This window comes from Streptomyces sp. So13.3 (assembly GCF_005860785.2).
Classification (GTDB): Bacteria; Actinomycetota; Actinomycetes; order Streptomycetales; family Streptomycetaceae; genus Actinacidiphila; species Actinacidiphila fildesensis.
The window spans coordinates 8,378,694-8,396,209 of the sequence record NZ_CP048835.1; the positions used below are offsets into that span (position 1 = coordinate 8,378,694).

At 72.0% G+C, this 17,516-nt stretch carries 14 protein-coding genes; 11 read left to right on the forward strand and 3 right to left on the reverse strand.

Annotation, left to right across the window (positions count from 1 at the left end):
- Positions 1-11: 11 nt before the first annotated feature.
- Together C8250_RS37370 and recQ are read left to right on the forward strand one after the other, a co-directional pair.
- Entirely contained in the window at positions 12-2,000 is a 1,989-nt protein-coding gene (locus tag C8250_RS37370) for a Xaa-Pro dipeptidyl-peptidase (RefSeq protein ID WP_244809619.1), read from the forward strand.
- A gap of 86 nt (positions 2,001-2,086) precedes the next feature.
- The gene (gene recQ, locus C8250_RS37375; RefSeq protein WP_138355215.1) at positions 2,087-4,030 is read left to right on the forward strand and encodes a DNA helicase RecQ; all 1,944 of its coding nucleotides are present in this window, start codon (positions 2,087-2,089) and stop codon (positions 4,028-4,030) included.
- Here the strand turns inward: recQ and C8250_RS37380 are convergent.
- A complete protein-coding gene (locus tag C8250_RS37380) occupies positions 4,027-4,998 on the reverse strand; it encodes a tellurite resistance/C4-dicarboxylate transporter family protein (protein WP_138355216.1) in 972 nt (323 codons plus the stop codon). The two genes, recQ and C8250_RS37380, sit on opposite strands and share 4 nt — an antisense overlap.
- A 7-nt stretch (positions 4,999-5,005) precedes the next feature.
- Positions 5,006-6,121, reverse strand: a complete 1,116-nt coding sequence (locus C8250_RS37385) for a hypothetical protein (protein ID WP_138355217.1) — start codon at positions 6,119-6,121, stop codon at positions 5,006-5,008.
- Between the two features lie 335 nt (positions 6,122-6,456).
- Between C8250_RS37385 and C8250_RS37390 the strand changes: the two genes are divergently transcribed.
- The 8 genes from C8250_RS37390 (at position 6,457) to C8250_RS37425 (ending at position 16,271) form a co-directional block, all read left to right on the forward strand.
- A complete protein-coding gene (locus C8250_RS37390) occupies positions 6,457-7,737 on the forward strand; it encodes an alginate lyase family protein (RefSeq protein ID WP_138355218.1) in 1,281 nt (426 codons plus the stop codon).
- Positions 7,738-7,830: 93 nt separating this feature from the next.
- Positions 7,831-8,637, forward strand: a complete 807-nt coding sequence (locus C8250_RS37395; protein WP_138355219.1) for an SDR family oxidoreductase — start codon at positions 7,831-7,833, stop codon at positions 8,635-8,637.
- A 311-nt stretch (positions 8,638-8,948) separates the two neighbouring features.
- Positions 8,949-10,031: a rod shape-determining protein gene (locus tag C8250_RS37400; protein WP_138355220.1), complete on the forward strand. Its 1,083-nt coding sequence runs from the start codon at positions 8,949-8,951 to the stop codon at positions 10,029-10,031.
- A 67-nt stretch (positions 10,032-10,098) separates the two neighbouring features.
- A complete protein-coding gene (locus C8250_RS37405; protein ID WP_138355221.1) occupies positions 10,099-11,136 on the forward strand; it encodes a rod shape-determining protein in 1,038 nt (345 codons plus the stop codon).
- Positions 11,137-11,284: 148 nt separating this feature from the next.
- Entirely contained in the window at positions 11,285-12,553 is a 1,269-nt protein-coding gene (locus C8250_RS37410; protein ID WP_232485096.1) for a lipase family protein, read from the forward strand.
- Positions 12,554-12,856: 303 nt separating this feature from the next.
- The gene (locus tag C8250_RS37415; RefSeq protein WP_244809906.1) at positions 12,857-13,636 is read left to right on the forward strand and encodes a chitosanase; all 780 of its coding nucleotides are present in this window, start codon (positions 12,857-12,859) and stop codon (positions 13,634-13,636) included.
- A gap of 147 nt (positions 13,637-13,783) precedes the next feature.
- A complete protein-coding gene (locus C8250_RS37420) occupies positions 13,784-15,016 on the forward strand; it encodes a transglycosylase family protein (protein ID WP_138355224.1) in 1,233 nt (410 codons plus the stop codon).
- A 181-nt stretch (positions 15,017-15,197) separates the two neighbouring features.
- Complete coding sequence (locus C8250_RS37425; RefSeq protein WP_138355225.1) at positions 15,198-16,271, forward strand: rod shape-determining protein; 1,074 nt, start codon at positions 15,198-15,200, stop codon at positions 16,269-16,271.
- Positions 16,272-16,295: 24 nt separating this feature from the next.
- On the opposite strand, the gene C8250_RS37430 is transcribed toward C8250_RS37425, so the two are convergent.
- Positions 16,296-16,769 carry a cupin domain-containing protein gene (locus tag C8250_RS37430; protein WP_187145142.1) on the reverse strand — a complete coding sequence of 158 codons (474 nt, stop codon included), beginning with the start codon at positions 16,767-16,769 and terminating at the stop codon, positions 16,296-16,298.
- A 379-nt stretch (positions 16,770-17,148) separates the two neighbouring features.
- Between C8250_RS37430 and C8250_RS44055 the strand changes: the two genes are divergently transcribed.
- A complete protein-coding gene (locus C8250_RS44055; protein ID WP_232485097.1) occupies positions 17,149-17,508 on the forward strand; it encodes an ABC transporter substrate-binding protein in 360 nt (119 codons plus the stop codon).
- The last annotated feature ends 8 nt before the right edge of the window (positions 17,509-17,516 follow it).

Consider the following 17,516-nt stretch of genomic DNA (forward strand, 5'->3'; position numbering starts at 1 on the left):
ACGGTCCGCCCGTGCTCATACATGCGCGGGGAACCCGCACCCATTGGATATCCGCCGTGGTGGCAGTACTCGCCGCCCTGGCCGCCGTACTCACCGCACCGACCGCCGCACACGCGAACACCCGGGACGCGGGGACGGTACGGCAAGGACTGAGCCAACCCGACTACTCCTATGCCGACGCCATCCGCGAATCGGTATGGGTGGACACCGGACTCGACGGCGACGCGGACGGCAAGGCCGACCGCGTCGCCGTCGACATCGTCCGGCCCAGTGAACCCGCCAAGGCCGGCCGGAAGATCCCGGTGATCATGGATGCCAGCCCCTACTACTCCTGCTGCGGACGCGGCAACGAGGGTCAGCTGAAGACGTACGACGCCAACGGCCACATCGTCCAGGCGCCGCTCTTCTACGACAACTACTTCGTACCGCGCGGCTACGCCGCCGTCCTGGTCGACCTGGCGGGCACCAACCGCTCCGACGGCTGTGTCGACGTCGGCGGCCGGTCCGACATCCAGTCCGCCAAGGCCGTCGTCGACTGGCTGAACGGCCGCGCCAAGGGCTACAGCGCCCGTGCCGGCGGCCAGTCCGTCAAGGCGAGCTGGACCACCGGCGCCGTCGGGATGATCGGCAAGAGCTGGGACGGCACCATCGCCAACGGCGTCGCCGCCACGGGGGTCGCCGGTCTGAGGACCATCGTGCCGATCAGCGCGATCAGCTCCTGGTACGACTACTACTTCCACCAGGGCGCGCCGCTCCAGGACGGCCCCGAGTGGCTGTCGGACGCCGTCGAGAGCCCGGACGCCCAGGCCCACTGCGCCGCCCAGCAGCAGAAGATCATCGCCGGTTCGCCGCGCACCGGTGACTGGACCCCGTTCTGGACCGAGCGCGACTACGTCAAGGACGCGGACAACGTGCGCGCCAGCGTCTTCGCCGTCCAGGGCATGCAGGACCTCAACGTCCGCACGAAGAACTTCGGTCAGTGGTGGGACGCCATCGCCGCCAACGGCGTCGAGCGCAAGGTCTGGCTGTCGCAGACCGGACACGTCGACCCGTTCGACACCCGCCGCACCACCTGGGTGCCGACCCTGCAGCGCTGGTTCGACCACTACCTGCTGGGCGTGCGCAACGGCATCGAGCGCGAGCCGATGGCCGACATCGAGCGCACCCCCGACCACTGGACCACCGACCGTGTCTGGCGGCCGGCCGCGACCACCGGCACCCGGCTGAACCTGCGCGCCGGCACCACGCCCGGCGTCGGCACCCTCGGCACGAAGCCCGCCGCCCACGGCAGCACCGCGTCGTTCACCGACGACCCGGCGCTGTGGGAGGAGGACTGGGCCGCCCAGCCCGACGCCGCCAACCCCGCCAGGACGGCGTTCACCACCGGGGTCCTCACCAAGGACCTGCGGCTGTCCGGCAACGGCACGGTCACCGTCACCGCGACGTCCTCCACCACCAGCGCGCACCTGTCGGCGGTGCTGGTCGACCTCGGCCCGGCGACCATCCGGAACTATCTGGGGGCGGGCGAGGGCATCAAGACCCTGGCCACCCGTTCCTGCTTCGGTGACAGCACGGCCGGTGACAGCTCGTGCTTCCTCGACACGGCGGCGGACACCACCACCGTCGACCACACCGTGTTCAGCCGGGGCTGGGCCGACCTCGGCCACTACGCGTCCCTCGACCACGGAGTGCCGCTGACCCCGGGCAAGCCGTACACGATCACTCTGAAGCTGGCCGCCACCGACCATGTGATCCCGGCCGGCCACCGCCTCGCCGTCATCGTCGCGGGTACCGACGGCGGGCTGATCCTGCCCGCCGACACCACCCCGAAGATCACCGTCGACCTGGCCCGTTCGGGTGTGAACCTGCCGCTCGTCGGCGGCTACGGCGCTCTGCGCACCTCCACCGCGGCGGTGACCCCGCAGGCCCGCGGGCTGCGCGCGCCGGCCGTCCCGCGCCCGGCGTTCGACGGGCTCCCGGCGGCGGCGCGGCTGCGCTGACACCGAACGGTCCCCGTCCCGGCCGGACCCGGCCGGGACGGGGAATCGTGTCATGGCGGGCACCGTGCTCCTCGTAGACTGCCCGGATGACTGCTGCTGCCCTCGACGAGACGTCCGAGACGAGCGACGCGCTGCGCGTCCTGCACCGTGTGTTCGGCTACGGGTCGTTCAGAGGGGCGCAACAGGAGATCATCGATCATGTGGTCGCGGGCGGTGACGCCCTCGTCCTCATGCCGACCGGCGGCGGCAAATCGCTCTGCTACCAGATCCCCGCCCTGGTCAGGGACGGCGTCGGTGTGGTCATCTCGCCGCTGATCGCCCTTATGCAGGACCAGGTCGACGCGCTCACCGCGCTCGGTGTGCGGGCCGGATTCCTGAACTCCACGCAGGACATGGACGAGCGCCGGTCGGTCGAGGCGGCCTTCCTCTCCGGCGAGCTGGACCTGCTCTACCTGGCGCCCGAGCGGCTGCGCTCCGAGGCGACGCTGCGGCTGCTGGACCGCGGCACGATCTCGCTGTTCGCGATCGACGAGGCGCACTGCGTCGCCCAGTGGGGCCACGACTTCCGGCCCGACTACCTCATGCTGTCGGCGCTGCACGAGCGCTGGCCCAAGGTGCCCCGCATCGCGCTGACCGCGACGGCCACCGAGGCCACCCACGGCGAGATCGCGTCCCGGCTGAACCTCAAGGACGCCCGGCACTTCGTGGCGAGCTTCGACCGCCCGAACATCCAGTACCGGATCGCCCCGAAGGACGACCCGAAGAAGCAGCTGCTGGAACTGCTGCGCACCGAGCACCCCGGTGACGCGGGCGTCGTCTACTGCCTCTCGCGTGCCTCGGTGGAGAAGACCGCCGAGTTCCTGGTGGGCAAGGGCATCGACGCGGTGCCGTACCACGCCGGTCTCGACTCGCGGGTCCGGGCGGCGAACCAGTCGCGGTTCCTGCGCGAGGACGGGGTGGTGGTCGTCGCGACCATCGCGTTCGGCATGGGCATCGACAAACCGGACGTGCGCTTCGTCGCCCACCTGGACCTGCCCAAGTCCGTCGAGGGCTACTACCAGGAGACCGGCAGGGCCGGGCGTGACGGCCTGCCGTCCACGGCCTGGCTCGCGTACGGCCTCCAGGACGTCGTGCAGCAGCGCAAGATGATCGAGACGTCCGAGGGCGACGAGGCCCACCGCCGTCGGCTGGGCACGCACCTCGAAGCCATGCTGGCGCTGTGCGAGACCGTGGAGTGCCGCAGGGTGCGGCTGCTGGCCTACTTCGGCCAGCAGAGCACCGCGTGCGGGAACTGCGACACCTGTCTGACCCCGCCGGAGTCGTGGGACGGCACCATCCCCGCGCAGAAGCTGCTCTCGACCGTGCTGCGGCTGGAGCGCGAGCGCCACCAGAAGTTCGGCGCCGGCCAGATCATCGACATCCTGCTCGGCAAGAAGACGGCCAAGGTCATCCAGTTCGACCACGACACACTGTCGGTGTTCGGCATCGGCACCGAGCTCGGGGTGTCCGGCTGGCGCGGTGTCGTCCGCCAGCTACTGGCCCAGGGGCTGCTCGCCGTCGAGGGCGACTACGGCACGCTGGTGCTCACCGACGCGAGCGCCGAGGTGCTGGGCCGCAAGCGCGAGGTGCTGCTGCGGCGCGAGCCGGAGAAGGCCGCCCGTGCGGAGAAGTCGGCCAAGTCCCGCCGGGCCGCTCCCGTCGACCTGCCCGAGGCACTGCTGCCGGTGTTCGAGAAGCTGCGCGCCTGGCGTGCCGCCAGCGCGAAGGAGCAGGGCGTCCCCGCGTATGTGATCTTCCACGACGCGACCCTGCGCGAGATCGCCACGGCCGCTCCCGCGGACCTGGCGGCGCTCGGCACGATCAGCGGCGTCGGCGAGAACAAGCTGGCGAAGTACGGGCAGCAGATCCTGGACACGCTCTCCGGCACCGAGCGCGAGCCGGAAGCGGCGGACGAGCCGGAGGGGTTCGGCGACCTGCCGGAGCCGGAGGACGCGGAGGATCCGGCGGGGGAGCCCGACCCGGAGTTCTAGGGAGGCGGCCCCTGGCCGGCCCGCGCCGAGCGGACCGCACCCGCGAGGGCGAGGACCCACAGCGCGAGGGTCGGCCACAGCAGCGCGCGCCCGGCGGTCTCCGCCGCCGGGACGTCCGCCGCGGCGGCGACGGCGAGGCAGGCCACCGCCGTCATCCCGAACGGGAAGACCGTCGACCAGCGGCGGACGTCGTAGTGCGGGCGCGGCCACCGCACCTCGCACACCAGCAGCACGGCGAACCAGCACAGGTCCAGCACCAGCAGCACGACGGTGACCACGCGCAGTGTTCCGTGCGCCGAAGGGGCCCAGCGCAGGGGTCCGTTCGCGGCCGACGCGGTGACGAGTTCGGAGCCGGCGAGCGCGGAGATGGCCAGCGCGCCGCCGGCCACCCACTGATCGCCGCTGCCGGTCCGCAGCTGGCGGACGTCGAAGCGCGGCAGCACAGCGGCGTAGAGCAGCAGGCCCAGCACGAAACACGCCAGCGCCGCCCACATCAGCCAGGTCTGCCGCTCGGCGAGAGCGAGGCTCCCGGCCAGTACGGCCAGGCCCTCGGTGGCGACGCAGACGAGGAAGCCCGCCCCCGGCAGCCGTGGCTTCCAGTGCCGGACGACGGACGGCAGCAGCACCGGCCACAGCGCGGCGGCCACGATCAGCAGGGCCGCCGCCACGCCCTGGCGGCCCTGGAGCGACAGCCGGGTGCCCAGCACGGTCGTCGCGGCGATCGAGGTGAGCGCGGCCGGGGTCCCGGCCTGTGCCTTCCAGGTGCCGCGGTCCAGCAGCAGCCGGTCGGCGAAGAGCACGGCGAGCAGCAGCCACGCCGCGACCGCCACCACGAGGAAGACCGCGGAGGCCGCGTCGTACCCGGTCAGCCGCAGGCCGACCGAGATGATCGCGGTCGCCATCGCGGCCCCTCCGGCGGCGGGCGGGCGATCGGCCCACCAGTGCCGCGCGGTCACCCGTGCGGGCACCGGACGGTCAGTAGCGCAGGACGAGGGCGACCCGGCCGTCGTCGCTGAGCGAGTCGTCCGGGACGAAGCGGACCTCGGTCTCCTTGTCCAGGGCGGCCTCGATGAGCTGGTCGACGACGTCCTCCTCGACGCCGTCGGCCGCCGTGCCGCCCTCGACCGGCACCAGGTGGCCGTCCTGGATGCGGGCCGCGGCCTGGAAGTGCTCCTCGACCAGCAGCAGCGATCCGCGGCCCTCGGTGACCGCCCGCCAGGCCTCGTCGAGGCCGCCGGCGAAGCGGCGCCGGCCGCGCGCGGAGTCGAGCTCCTCCAGCCCATCGGCGTTCCGCTTGGCCGTGTACTCCTCGAACACCGGCCGCAGCCGTTCCGAGAGCTCGTGCGCGGGCGCCTTGTCGAGCCCGGCGCGGTCGAGGCGGCCCACCAGATCCTGCGGGTGCTGGGACAGCTCCGCCAGGAGGGTGACGGTGCTGGCCGTACCGACCAGGAAGACCGGCCGGCGCTCCTGGTTCAGTGCCTTGTCCAGGGCGGCGTCGACGGACCGCAGGTACTGGCGCATCCGCTCTTCGCGCTGGTGGCCGGGGACGGAGCCGATGTTCGGCCCGGGGACGGCGTCCTCCGGGTCCGGGATCCCGGGCTTCAGCGGGAAGCCGTGGCGCTCGACGGGCACCAGCCGTTCGCCGGATCCCTCCCAGAGCAGCGTCGCCTCCTCGGACACCACGAGCACCCAGTACGGGCGGGCGTACAGCCGCGCGGCGACGAGGTTGCGGGTGAGGAAGGTGTTGGCGAAGACGAGGCGTTCCTGGATCTCCACGGGGGAGGACAGTTGCCAGATGTGCCGTTCCCCGGGGGCGAGCAGGACCAGCAGCCCGTCCTCCGCGTGCAGGAAGTCGACGTCCTGAGCCACCAGGTCCAGCTGCCCCTCCAGGTCGAGCCGGTCCGCGCGCGAGACCTGCGGGTCGTCCGTGAGGCGCTTGCGCGCTTCCTCGAGCAGGTTGCGCAGCCGGATGGGGTCCTGGGCGTTGTCCGGCCGGTGCCGGTGGGTGGGCATCAGCAGCGAGACCGCCGGATAGGGCCGCGGCCGGCGCAGACCTTCGAGGATCGCGGGGGTCAGTTCACTGGTGTGCATGCTCGCCCTCTCCACATGCCCGCCGCGGGAGCGGGCGGATCCGTCCTACCAGGGGAACAGGCTTACGGGCGGAGCGCGACTCGCAGAGCACCACTCGCGGGGTGCCGGGCGGGCCTCGGGAGCCCCGATTCCATCTTCTGAACGCCGTTCCGCGGGTCAAAGGGAATCCTTCGCCCGAAACCCGGCCAATCGAAGGCCGGGTCGACGCGAATCCTTGACGTGTTCACGGGTTTCTTCTAACTTCGCCTCTCACCACGATGGTTCATACCAATGCACATAGTTCACAGGTGTGAATCTCGGGGAGTTGACGCCACCCCCACCGGAAGGCACCCCCCATGCGCACCGGAACCACTCCGCGCCCCCCACGCAGGCGGAGAACCCTGGTCATCGCCTTCGCCGCCGTCGCGGGCCTGCTCTCGGCAGGCCTGGTCGCGGGCCCTGCCCTCGCCGCCAGGACGGCATCCGCCGCACCGCAGAGCCGAACCGTCGCCGCCGCACCGAAGAGCCCTGCGGTCGCCGGCGCCCCCGCCACGTTCGCCCATCCCGGTGTGCTGGTGAGCCGCGGTCAGCTCGACTTCGTCCGTGCCCAGGTCCGGGCGGGTGCCCAGCCCTGGAAGGCCGCCTACGACAAGATGCTCGCGAGCCCGTACGCATCCCTGTCGCGCACCCCGAAGCCGCGCTCCGTCGTCGAATGCGGCTCGTACTCCAACCCCAACTACGGCTGTACGGATGAGCGCGAGGACGCCATCGCCGCGTACACCGACGCGCTGGCCTGGTACATCGGCCAGGACCACCGCTACGCCGACAAGGCCGTCCAGCTCATGGACGCCTGGTCCGCGGTCATCACCAACCACACCAACAGCAACGCACCGCTGCAGACCGGCTGGGCCGGCTCGACCTGGCCCCGCGCCGCCGAGATCATCCGCTACACCGGGGCCGGCTGGTCCTCGGCCGGTGTCACCCGCTTCGCGACCATGCTGCGCAACGTCTACCTTCCGAAGGTCATCAACGGCTCCCAGAGCAACGGGAACTGGGAACTGAGCATGATGGAGGCGGCCGTCGGCATCTCGGTCTTCCTGGAGGACCGCGCCAGCTACGACAAGGCCATAGCCAAGTTCCGCGGCCGGGTGCCCGCCTACATCTACCTGCCCTCCGACGGCGCCCTCCCCAAGGCACCGCCCGGCGGCAGCATCGACACCAGCGCGGAGATCATCAGCTACTGGCAGGGCCAGCGCACGTTCACCGCGGGCCTGACCCAGGAGACCTGCCGCGACTTCACCCACACCGGTTACGGCATCTCGGCGATCTCGCACATCGCGGAGACCACCCGCATCCAGGGCCAGGACCTCTATCCCGAGGTCGGTGAGCGACTGCGCCAGGCGCTGGGCTTCCAGGCCAAGTACCAGCTCGGCGCGGCCGTACCGTCCTCGCTGTGCGGCGGACACCTCAACCTGGGCCTCGGCCCGGTCACCGAGGTCGGCTTCAACGCGCTGCACAACCGGCTCGGCATCGCGATGGCCAACACCCAGCGGCTCACCGAGCAGCAGCGTCCCGCGGGCTCGAACAACCTCTTCGTGGCCTGGGAGACCCTGACCCACGCCGCCAACGCCGGCTGACCACCGGGGCGACAGATACGGGGCCGGGCCGGTAGGGCGCCGAGGCTCTCCTACGCTGGGGGGTTCGATCACCCCTCCAGGAAGCAGCGCGCGATGCACCAGCCCGGCCCGGTACCCGATGCCACCGATGTCCCACCGTTCCCCGCCACCGGCCGCCGAGTACTGGTCAGCGGTGCCTCGCGCGGCCTGGGCAGGGCGCTTGCCCAGGCATTCGCGGCCAACGGCGACCGGGTGGCAGTGCACTACGGCTCGCGCCGTGAGGAGGCCGAGGAGACCCTGGCGGAGCTGCCGGGCACCGGCCATGTCCTGCTGGGCGCCGATCTCGCGGACCCGGCGGCCACGGCCCGGCTGGCGGCCGATGCGGCCGACGCTCTCGGCGGCATCGACGTCCTGGTGAACAACGCGGCCGTCAACACCCCGCACCCGCCCGCGACCACCGGCTACGAGGAGTGGACCGACACCTGGCAGCGGCATGTCGCCGTCAACCTGCTCGGCACGGCCAACCTCAGTCATCTCGCCGCGAACCGGATGATCGCCGCGGGCACCGGCGGCCGCATCGTCAACATCGGCTCGCGCGGTGCCTTCCGCGGTGAGCCGGACCATCCCGCCTACGGCGCGACGAAGGCGGCGGTCCACGCACTGGGCCAGTCCCTGGCCGTCGCACTGGCACCGCACGGCATCGCGGTGGCGTCCGTCGCGCCCGGCTTCATCGAGACCGACCGGGTCGCCCACCGGCTGGCCGGCGCCGGCGGCGAGGCGATCCGCGCGCAGAGCCCGTTCGGCCGGGTCGCCGCGCCCGCCGAGATCGCGGCCGCCGCCCTGTGGCTCGCGTCGCCCGCCGCCCTGTGGGCCTCCGGGACCGTCCTGGACGTCAACGGCGCCTCCTACCTGCGGACCTGACGGACCGGGAGCCATCCGCTCGCCGGTCGCCGCGGGCGGCAATCCTCCGTACGGGGTCTTCACTCGAACGTGTGAAACGCGCGGCGTCTGCGCGGGGCGAGTCGTCGGGGACGGCGTCGGCGTGCTTGCCCGGTGCGGACAGCCGGACGCGCCTCCGGCCGCCGTCCGCTCGCGACGAACGGTCCTGACACGCCCCGACCTGACGTGTCCCCAGTCGGCGCATTCCAGCGGGCGATCACCGGGGGCCGCCCTCATGGTGAAGGGAAGGCCGCCGCACGAGCGGCCGGATCCACCGTTCGAGAGGCACCACCGTGACCGACAGCTTGCACGATCTGCGCCGCTGTACCTTGGCGATCGATCTGGGGGCTGCACGGACCCGCGTCTATGCCAAGCGCGCCGGACTGATCGTCGACGAACCGAGCCTGGTGGCCGTCGACATCCGTAACGGGCGCCTTGTCGCGATAGGCGGCCTGGCCGAGCGCATGGCCGGCCGTACCGCCGAATACGTGCGCGTGGTCCGTCCGTTCTCCGGCGGAACCGTCGTCGATGTGGACATGGGCATCCTGATGCTGCGCCACCTCCTCGGCGACAAGGCGCGCAGGGCCTGGCTCCGTCAGTCCAAACCGCGGATAGCGGCGGCCGTCCCGTACGGCGCAGGACCGCAGGCACGCCGGATCCTGTCCGAGACGCTGACGGACCTGGGCGCCCGGCAGGTGGAACTGGTCCACGCCCCGCTCGCCGCCGCGGTGGGTTCCGCGATCCCGGTCGGACAGCCCGAAGGCAGCATGATCGTGATCTGCGGTGCGTCCGAGACCCAGGTCGCGGTGCTCTCCTTCGGCGGGATCATCGCGGGCGAGGTCCTCCCGGTCGGGGGGAACGCCATGGACGACGCGGTGCTCGAACACCTGCGGATCCACCACGATCTGATACTCCCGCACCAAGGGCTGCTGCCGCTGCACCAGGTGCTGTCCGAGGCGGTGGCGGAGCCGCAGTCGAACACCGAGGTGCACGGCAAGGACGTGTCCAGCGGACTCGCCCGCTCCCTGAACCTGGAGACCGGCGGGGTGCGGGAGGCGATGCGCGATCCGCTGTCCGCGCTGGTGAGCGGTATCGGCCGGGTGCTGCGGCGCTGCCCGCCGGACCTGGTGGTCGACATCGCCGACCGCGGCATCATCCTCACCGGCGGCAGCGCCGTCCTGCCCGGTCTCGACACCATGCTGGGGACCGCGACCGGCATGCCGGTGCACATCACGAAGGACCCCGCGCTCTCCACCGTGCTGGGTCTGGGCATGATGATCGAATCTGCCGAGGCCACCGAACCCGCCGTCGAAGAAGAGGTGGCGGAGGTCCGGCCGGAGAGCGCTGTGCGGGCGGCGAGCCAGGAACTCGCATGACCACCCGGTCGTACGGGCCGGCCACGTCCATATCTTCCGGGGAACTCCCCGGGGTCGGGAGCGCGTGATGACCCTGGCACCGGTTCTGGAGCGCTTGCGACGGTGCACCGTCGCCGTGGACCTGGGAGCCGACAGGACCCGGGTCTACCTCAGGGGCCACGGCCTGATCGCCGACGAGCCCAGCGTCGTCGCGTTCGACACCGAGCGCGGCGAGGTGGTCGCGATCGGCACCACCGCGGAACAGCTGACCGGCCGCGCGCCGGAGCACCTCCTCGTCATCAAGCCGGTGGCGGGCGGAATGGTGGTCGACGTCGAGATGGCGCGGCGTCTGCTCCGGCATGTGGCGGGGTCCAGACTGCGCCGGGCCAGGCTGCGCACCCCGGTGCTCAGGGCAGCCCTGAGCCTTCCGTACGACGCCCCGCCGGTCGCGCGGCGCACCGCGCTCGAGACGCTGGCGGGCCTCGGACTGCGCCGTGTCGAGCTGGTGGACTCGCTGCTCGCGGCGGCCGTCGGCTGCGGACTGCCCGTGGAGTACCCGGAAGCGGCCATGATCGTGCTGGCGAACGCCGACAGTACGCAGGTGGCGGTGCTCTCGATGGGCACGGTGGTGGCCGCCGAGACCGTGCCGGTGGGAAGCGACACCATCGACCGGGCCGTCGTGGAGTACTTCCGCGGCCACCACGAACTGGCGCCGTCCTTCCAGACCGTGAAGTCGCTGCGCGAGGCGATCGGCGGGACCGCGCCCGCGGCCGAGGCGGACGTCGAGCTGAACGGCCGGGACATCGTCAGCGGCCTGGCCCGCTCGGTGACGGCCGACGCCCACGCGGCGCGGGACGCGATGCGTGGCCCGCTGCGGCCGATCCTCGACGGGGTCAGCATGGTCCTGCGGCGCTGCCCGCCGGACCTGGTGGTCGACATCGCGGACAGCGGACTCACGCTCGGCGGCTCCATCTCCCGGATGCCGGGCCTGGACTCCCTGCTCCGGTCCGCCACCGGGCTACGGGTGCAGATCGCGGAGCATCCGGACGGGTGTGTGGCGCGGGGAATGGGCGCGATGATGGAAGGGCGGATCCTTCCGGCGCGGCAGAGCGTGGCGGTCAGGTAACCGGCACGCCGGATTCCCCCCGGAGCAGGGGTGTTGCCGGCCCCACCCCCGTCGGGTGTGTGGGGCCATGGAGCGGCGTAGCGCGGGACGGAAGGCTGAGGGGAGCAGAAACCCAGTGCTCACCGCACCTTCACCGCAGGGGAAGCCCATGTCCCGATCCGCTCGTACCGCCCGCAGCACCCACATCGCCCGGGCCGCGGCCACCGCGCTCGTCCTCGCCCTCGTCGCCGGTGTGCCGGCCGCCGCACTCGCGGCCGACGGCCGCCCCGCCGCCGCGGGATCGGCCGCTCACCACGCGGACGGCCGCGGCACGTTGCTCTCCGCCGTGCCCGTCGCCCTGCTGAACCGTACGAAGACGGACGCCTACGTCGAGAGCCAGGGATTCGACGTGCCCGGCGCGCGGTACGCGACCGCCTCGTACCGCATCACGTACCGCACGATCGGCACCGACGGCCGGCCGACCACCGCCAGCGGCCTGGTCTCCCTGCCGGTCGGCGGGCCCCGCGAGCTGCGGACCGTCTCCTATGAGCACGGCACGCGCGCCGAGAAGAAGGGCGTGGCCTCCACGGACCCGGACACCGCGGACCGCGCGGTCGCGGTGATGTTCGCGGGCGCCGGGTTCGCCGCCGTGGCCCCCGACTACCTCGGGCTGGGCACCGGCCCCGGACATCACCCGTACATGGACATCGGCACGGAGACCAGCGCCTCGCTGGACATGCTGCGCGCGGCCCGTACGTTCGCGGCCGGCCACGGCCGGACGCTGCAGCGGCAGGTGCTGGTCACCGGATTCTCCCAGGGCGGGGTGGCCTCGATGGGGCTCGGCCGGGCGCTGCAGGGCGGAGCCGACCCGTACTTCAGGCTGCAGGCGCTCGCGCCGGTCAGCGGCCCGTTCGACGCGCGCGGCGCGGAGCTTCCGGCCGCGTTCGACGGCCGGCTCGACCCGGCCATCGCCGCCTACTACCTCGGCTACTTCACGACGTCCTGGAACCGCCTGTACCCGCTCTACGGTTCGACCTCCGAGGCGTTCCTGCCGCCTTACGACCGGACCGTGGAGCAGCTCTTCGACGGCAGCCACAATGACGAGGAGATCCTCGGCGCGCTGCCGGGCGACCCGCGCAAGCTGTTCACCCCGGCCTTCATCGACACACTGCAGCACCCCACGGGCGCGTTCGCCGAGGCGCTGCGCGTCGGGGACTCCACCTGCTCGGACTGGACGCCGCGGGTGCCGGTACGGATCTTCGCCACCGAAACCGACCGGGACGTGGCGATCGCCAACAGCGAGCACTGCCAGGCGCAACTGCGGGCGAACGGGGTGCACGCGCCCCTCCTCCACGCGGGCGAGGCGGGGCACATGTCGTCGCCGTTCGTGGCCTACCCGCAGATCCTGAGCTGGTTCGAGGAACTGCGCCGGGGCTGAACCGGAGTCGGCCCCGATCGTATTCGGGGCCGATCCGGAGCCGATTTCGGGCCGAACCCGAACGGATCCGGAACTGATCATTGAACTGCCTCTTGGCGTTCCTTCGTTGCGGTGCTTGAATACACCCGCCCGGTTAGGAAAGTTTCCTAACTAAGGCGTGAGCAACCTCCTGAGCCCCGAAGTGGCCGCCCCCCGGCCGGAAGCGGAGAGCACGTGAACGACCACCGCGCAGGACGATCCCGTAAGCGCCTGACCCTTCTCATAGCTACCGGACTGCTGGCAGCAGGCGCCACCCCCCTGGTGATCGCGGCCAACGGCAACGCCGCGACGCCGGTGGCCGCGCACAGCGCCGGTGTCAAGGCTGCGGCGGGCGTCGGTCTCGACGACGCCCACAAGAAGGACATCGCGATGCAGCTGGTCTCCAGCGCAGAGAACTCCTCGCTGGACTGGAAGTCGCAGTACAAGTACATCGAGGACATCGGTGACGGCCGCGGCTACACCGCCGGCATCATCGGCTTCTGTTCGGGCACCGGTGACATGCTGGACCTCGTCCAGCTGTACACGGACCGCAAGCCCGGCAACGCCCTTGCCAAGTACCTCCCCGCGCTGCGCAAGGTCAACGGCACCGAATCGCACTCGGGCCTCGGCTCCGCGTTCGAGAGCGCCTGGAAGACCGCCGCCAAGGACGCCGCGTTCCAGACCGCGCAGAACGACGAGCGCGACCGGGTCTACTTCAACCCGGCTGTCAACCAGGCCAAGTCCGACGGCCTGCGCGCGCTCGGCCAGTTCGCCTACTACGACGCGATCGTGATGCACGGACCGGGCACCGACAGCACCAGCTTCGGCGGAATCCGCAAGACCGCCATGAAGAAGGCCAAGACCCCCGCCCAGGGCGGAAACGAGACAACGTACCTCAATGCCTTCCTCGACGCCCGCAAGGCCGCGATGAAGACCGAGGAGGCGCACAGCGACACCAGCCGTGTCGACACCGAGCAGCGCGTCTTCCTCCAGAAGGGCAACTTCGACCTCAACCCGCCGCTGAGCTGGAAGGTCTACGGCGACAGCTACAACATCGCCAACTGATCGCCGGCGGGGCGGGCCGCACCGGAAGCCATCCGGTGCGGCCCGCCCCAACAGCCGCTCCACGTGCGCCCCTTGTGGTGGCCAAATCGTTGCGTCTACCCTGTGGGGCGCCAGTCCGGCCCCCGGTCGTGGAAGAGGACGAGGTCTATGCCCTTACGTGGTCGTCACCGCCGCTACCGGCCCAGCCGGGTCTCGCAGGCCTCCCTGACCGTCACCGCCGGCGGAGCGGGTCTCGCCCTGCCGCTGATCAGCGTCAGCGGCGCGGCGGCAGCGCCGCTCAACACCTGGGACAAGGTCGCTCAGTGCGAGAGCACCGGGGACTGGAACATCAACACCGGTAACGGGTACTACGGCGGGCTGCAGTTCGCGTCGAGCACCTGGAAGGCCTACGGCGGCACCGCGTACGCCTCCCGCGCCGACCTCGCGTCGAAGTCCGAGCAGATCGCCGTCGCGGAGAAGGTACTGCGCGGCCAGGGACCGGGAGCATGGCCGGTGTGCGGCCCCCGGGCCGGGCTCACCCGCGACAGCGCGGCTCCGCAACAGGCCCCGGCGCACCCGAAGAAGACCACTCCCGTGAAGACACCGGTGAAGGTCTCCACGAAGGCCGCGCCCGCCAAGTCGGCACCGGCCGCCAAGCCCTCCTCGCCCTCGACACCCGGCAGGACCACGGCCGACGCGTATGTCGTCGTCAGCGGCGACACGCTGTCCGGTATCGCGGCGGACCATCACACCAAGGGCGGTTGGCCCCAGCTGTACTCGGCCAACCGGCAGATCGTCGGCGGCGATCCCGACCTGATCTTCCCCGGCCAGCATCTCAGCCTCACCGGTACCGAGCGTCCCGTGGCCAGGACCCAGGCGCCCGCCGTGAAGCCGCAGCAGCACGAGAAGGCGGCGCCCGCCAAGGCCCCCGCCAAGCCGGCGGCGACCCACAAGGCGGCGCAGAAACCGGCCCAGAAGCCGGCGCAGTCCGGATCGACCTTCATGGCACCGGTCAGCGGGGTCAGCCCGAGCACCCCGTACCACGCGTCCGGCGCCAGCTGGTCGAGCGGGTACCACACCGGCGTCGACTTCCCGGTCTCCACGGGCACCTCGGTGAAGGCCGTCGGCAACGGGACGGTCGTCTCCGCGGGCTGGGGCGGCGCGTACGGCTACCAGGTCGTCATCCGCCACACCGACGGCAGGTACAGCCAGTACGGGCATCTGTCGCAACTGTCCGTACGGTCCGGGCAGCCCGTCAACCGCGGTCAGCAGATCGGGCGTTCCGGCTCCACCGGCAACGCCACCGGACCGCATCTGCACTTCGAGATCCGCACCGGGCCCGAGTACGGCTCGGACATCAACCCCCTCACCTACCTGCGGGCACACGGCGTCAGCATCTGACGCCGGCGGGACCGCCGGTACCCGGCGCCGGGCCGCCCCGGCACACCCGTCGGCCGCCGGGGCGAGGGAATTCACTCTTTCGAGGGACAACGCGCAGCGGGCACCACCGCGCGCGTGAAGGCGGGCATGCCTTCATGACGACAGGTCAGGCCCGGCCCAGGTATCCCTCCGAGGAGTCACCATGACGCTCCCTCAGCTGCTGAACGTCTTCACCAGCCGGCAGCAGACCGACTCGCCCGTCCCGCACGGGGCGTCCAGCGCCCTCGACCTCGTGGTGGACCTGGGAACGGCGACCACCCGGGTGCACAGCCGGAACGGCCCGGTGAGCGAGGGCGCCTCGGTGGTGGCCGTGCGTACCGGGACCAACAAGGTGCTGGCGATCGGCGAGGACGCCCGGAAGATGCTCGGCCGCACCCCGCCCGGCATCGTCGCCACCTCCCCGCTGCGCCACGGGGCGATCACCGAGTTCGAGGCGGCGTCACGGCTGCTGTGGCACGTGCTGGGACGCAGACGGCAGTGGACGGCGTGGGCGCCGCCCCGGGTGATGGTCACCGTCCCGGTCCTGGCCACTTCGGTGGAGCGCCGGGCCCTGCAGGACGCGCTGCACGCGGCCGGCGCCCGCCAGGTGCGGATGCTGCCCAAGCCGATGGCCGCCGCGCTCGGCGCCGGGCTGCCGGTGTGGGACGGCGACGGGTGCATGGTCGTCGATGTCGGAGCGGGCACCACCGACGTGGCCGGGTTCGCCTTCGGCAGCATGGTCGCGTCCTCGTCCACCGCCGCGGCCGGGGACACCTTCGACGAGGTGATCGCCGCCCACCTGGAGAGCCGGCACGGGCTGGCACTGGGCGTCCGCCGGGCGCAGGACATCAAGACCGGCCTGAGCGGTACGCCCGGCGCACGGGGCCCGGCCGCGCTGTCGGTGACCGGCCTCGACGGCGACACCGGCCGGCCCCGTACGGTGCAGGTGACCATGGCCGAGCTGACCGAGGTCGTCGCGCCCTACGTACGGATGATCGCCGAGACGGTCGGCGCGGTACTCGAACAGAGCCCGGCCAGCGTCGCCGACGACATCGCCCGGCAGGGGCTGGTGCTGACCGGCGGCGGCTCGCTCATGGGCGGCCTGCGCGAACTGCTCGCCGAAGTGGTCGGCATGCCCGTCATCCCGGCGGCCGATCCGATGTCCTCGGCGATCCTCGGTGCCCGCAAGTACCTCACCGAGGCGAAGTTCCTGCCCCAGCAGATGCTCCCGGTCTGATCCGGCGGCCGGGTGCGCCGCGGCTCAAGGCGCTTCGGTGCCGGGGTCGCCCAGGACGTACAGCCCCGGGAGGTTGACGACGACCGCCTCCTGGGTGCTGCGCGCGATCACGACGACGGCCTCCTCGTCGTCGCTCGGGTTCTCCTCGCGGTGCGGGACGAAGGGCGGCACGAAGATGTAGTCGCCGGGCGAGGTGCGCAGCCTGACCTCTTCCCTGACACCGTTCGACTCGTCGAGGAAGACGAACTCGGGGTGGCCGCTGACGACATGGATCGCGGTCTCGGACGCGCCGTGATGGTGGTCGGAGGACGCGGTGGCCGGCGCGACGTGCGTCTGGCCCATCCAGATGCGCTCGGAGCCGACCGCGGGCCGGCCGCCTACCGGTCGCCGGACGGCCGTCCGTGCGAGTCCTGTGGCGTCCCCGTTCCCCCTGTTGACGGCGGTGCCGCTGCCGCCTGCTCCAGGCCCCTCCTCGTCGCCGTACCGCTGCACGTGCACCCGCGCGCCGTTCCCCCGCCGACACCGCACGCCCGCACGTTCCGCACACCCTCACTCCGAATCCTTCCGCGCCCTCGGTACCCGACGAGGCGCCGTACGGCGCTGCCCCCATGCCCCCGCCCGCGCATGTTCCGCACGGCCGAAAAGGGTGGCGCACGCCCATGCAGTTCTTCCGCACCCCCTCCACCACCGCGGACGCCGACCTACCCGCCACGCTCCCCGCGGGCCTCGGCAGACGCTCGTTCCTCGGGCTCGCCCTCGGCGCCGGCGCCGTCCTCACCCTGGCCGCCTGCGGCTCGGACGCCCCCCGGCCACCGCCGGCGGCACCGGAGGAACCCTCAAGTGAGGCTGGGCGCTGCCCACTTCATGGGACCCGGTGATGTCCTCGGCGGGCTGGGACGTGCACGTCCTGTCGCTCGTCTACGCGGGCCTCACCAAGGAGAACGAGAAGGGCGACCCGGTTCCCGCCCTCGCCGAGTCCTGGGAGTACAACGCCGACGGCACCTCGGTCACCTTCACGCTGCGCAAGGGGACGACGTTCAGCGACGGCACCCCGCTCGACGCCACTGCCGTCAAGAAGAGCATCGAACGCGGCCGGGACCACCCGAAGTCACTCATCGCCGCCCAACTGGCCAACTCCGACTCGGGGCGACCCTGGGGGATCCGGTCCGGCGCCGCCCCGGCCGGGCGCCGGCCTGCGGGGCGGCCGTCCGGCGCCCGTCGCCTCCGCGCCGCATAGGGTCTCCG